Origin of the sequence: Xanthobacter pollutisoli (assembly GCF_040044995.1) — a bacterium.
Lineage (GTDB): Bacteria > Pseudomonadota > Alphaproteobacteria > Rhizobiales > Xanthobacteraceae > Xanthobacter.
In genome coordinates, this window is the sequence record NZ_JBDZDP010000061.1 from 1 (window position 1) to 2,972 (window position 2,972).

Sequence of the window (2,972 nt, forward strand, 5' to 3'; positions counted from 1 at the left end):
CTCCGCCGAGAGGTCGTCGATCTGCGAAAGCCACGCCATGTAGTCTTGCCGGTCCATCTTCGCCTCCTGCGTGCAGACCGCCAGCCTACCAAATCGGATCATGCATAGCTAATGCGAATTGAGCCAATCGAGCGGCTACCAGGAGACCTTCTTCACCTTCGGCCTCGTCCAGGGTGCGGTCATCATGCTGGCCGCCGGCTTCCTGCGCGCACCGTCCAATGCCGAGGTGACCTATTCGTCGACGGTGGCCCAGTCCCGCCGCGACTACACCCTCGGCGAGGCGCTGCAGACGCCGGTGTTCTGGATCATGCTCACCATGTTCATCCTGACCGTCTCCGGCGGTCTGATGGCGGTGGCGCAGCTGGGCGTGATCGCCGAAGACCTCGGCGTGAAGCATATCGACGTCAACCTCTACTTCTTCACCATGGCCGCGCTGCCTTTCGCGCTGATGCTGGACCGCATCCTGAACGGCTTCTCGCGTCCGTTCTTCGGCTGGATCTCGGACCACATCGGCCGCGAGAAAACCATGTTCTTTGCCTTCGCCATGGAAGGCATCGGCATCGTCGCGCTGGGTACGTTCGGCCACAATCCGTGGGCGTTCATCATCCTGTCGGGCGTCGTCTTCCTGGCCTGGGGTGAAGTCTACTCGTTGTTCTCGGCGACCGCGGCGGACACCTTCGGTTCCAAGCACATCGGCAAGATCTACGGCATGCTCTACACGGCCAAGGGCTTTGCCGCCCTGCTCGTGCCCATGGCCAACATCCTGATGGAGGCGACGGGCACCTGGACGACTGTGCTCTACACGGTGGCGGCCATGGACCTTACCGCCGCCTTCGGCGCTCTCTTCGTGCTGCGGCCGATGCTCGCCCGCCATCACCGGCTCAATGCCGAGGCGGCGGCAGCCACGGCGGCACGCGAAGCGACGGCCTGACTTTCCGCGGGCTTCGTCGCCCGAAACCAAAGCCGGGCGCCCGACCAGCGCCCGGCCCTCGATCCTGCGCCCCGCGCAGCGTCCCCCATGAGGGTTCGTCCCGCCGATCGCGCGGGCGACCCCAAGCTGGTCCCTCCACCGCCCGTTTGGCGGTCCCTCCAAAGCCCCGGCCCTGCGCCGGGGCTTTTTTTGTCTGCCGGTTGCCGGCTGACAGGGCCCCGAGGCCGATGCCGCATACATCGCAGGGCATGTAATGCATCATAAAAAATAACCGTATCGAAATATAGATTCGACGCAGAGAAGGTTATGACGCTCCTGGCCCGTAGATGTGCACGTCAAGATGACGCTTTCGCCTGTGAAACCCGACCCATTCATCGTTTCAGAACCTGTGCCAGAAGTCGAAACTTCGCCGATTCAAGTGCACAAGTAACCGTTACGTAGCCGTAACGGCATTATGTATACAGAATTTTGTGTGCAGTTTCCCTTCGGTTCGCGAGCGGGTCGGCAACAAGGCCCGCACCAAGAATGGCGACCGTCACGGGCCGTTCATCGCTCTCGATGATCCCCAGTGGAAAGGGAAGGAAATGCCTCAGAATTCTGCGCCGCCCGTGATCGGGCGCGCCGGCGGTCCCCTTGGCGGGCGCTGGCTCCAGTTGCTCATCGGCGTCATCTGCATGTCGATGATCGCCAACCTTCAATATGGCTGGACCCTGTTCGTCGAGCCCATGAACGAGAAGCACCAGTGGGGCCGCGCCGCCATCCAGGTGGCCTTCACCATCTTCGTTGTGTTCGAGACCTGGCTGGTCCCGGTCGAGGGCTGGTTCGTCGACAAGTTCGGACCGCGCATCGTGGTCTTCATCGGCGCCATCCTCTGCGGCCTGTCGTGGGTGATGAACTCGCGCGCCGACAGCCTGACGATGCTCTACATCTCGGCGGCCCTCGGCGGCACCGGCGCGGGCGCGGTCTACGGCACCTGCGTCGGTTCCGCGCTGAAGTGGTTTCCCGATCGCCGCGGCCTTGCCGCCGGCATCACCGCGGCCGGCTTCGGCGCGGGCTCGGCCCTGACCATCGTGCCCATCGCGGCCATGATCAAGTCGCAGGGCTACGAGCAGACCTTCCTGTTCTTCGGCCTGCTCCAGGGCATCGTGGTTCTGGTGCTGTCGTTCTTCCTCGCTGCCCCAAAGGAGGGGCAGGTGCCCGCCGTGGCACCGTCGGCGACGCAGAGCCGGCGCAACTATGGCCCGGGCGAGATGGTGAAGGCCCCGGTCTTCTGGGTCATGTACCTCATGTTCGTGCTGGTGGCGTCCGGCGGCCTGATGGCGACGGCGCAGCTCGGCTCCATTGCCAAGGACTTCAAGATCGCCGACGTGCCGGTCTCGATCCTCGGCCTCACCATGCCGGCCCTGACCTTCGCGCTGTCCATCGACCGGGTGCTCAACGGTCTCACCCGTCCGTTCTTCGGATGGGTCTCGGACAACATCGGGCGCGAGAACACCATGTTCATCGCCTTCGCCCTCGAGGCAGTGGGCGTGCTGGCGCTGGCCCACTTCGGCTCCAATCCGGTGCTGTTCGTGCTCCTGACCGGCCTCGTCTTCTTCGCCTGGGGCGAGATCTACTCGCTGTTTCCCGCGACCTGCGGCGACACGTTCGGCTCGCGCTACGCCACCACCAACGCCGGCCTGCTCTACACCGCGAAGGGCACCGCCTCGCTCGTGGTGCCCATGGCCTCGGTCGCCGTCGCGAGCCTCGGCAACTGGGATCTCGTGTTCATGCTGACGGCCGCGGTCAATGCCATCGCGGCGCTCATGGCCATCTTCGTTCTGAAGCCGATGCGCTCGCGCTTCGTCGCGGGGGCCACGGCGGCGGCCGTGGAGCAGCCGGTGAGCGCCAAGGTGCCGGGCTGAATCTCTGTCCCTAGAGCGTTTCCGAGCTTGATTGAATCGTTTGGGATTCCCGGTAGGGCAGGATTGTGATTCAAGATGCTGGCTGGGCGGAGGCCAGCATCTGATGGTCCGACCTCTCTCGACTGATCTGCGTGAGC

The 2,972-nt window shown here is 64.2% G+C and carries 1 protein-coding gene and 1 pseudogene; both read left to right on the top strand.

What is annotated here, in order from left to right; genetic code table 11:
• Positions 1-124 precede the first annotated feature (124 nt).
• A pseudogene (oxlT, locus tag ABLE93_RS26800) lies at positions 125-931 on the top strand (oxalate/formate MFS antiporter); the annotation flags it as partial.
• A gap of 584 nt (positions 932-1,515) precedes the next feature.
• The gene (gene oxlT, locus ABLE93_RS26805; RefSeq protein WP_348842707.1) at positions 1,516-2,835 is read left to right on the top strand and encodes an oxalate/formate MFS antiporter; all 1,320 of its coding nucleotides are present in this window, start codon (positions 1,516-1,518) and stop codon (positions 2,833-2,835) included.
• Positions 2,836-2,972 lie beyond the last annotated feature (137 nt).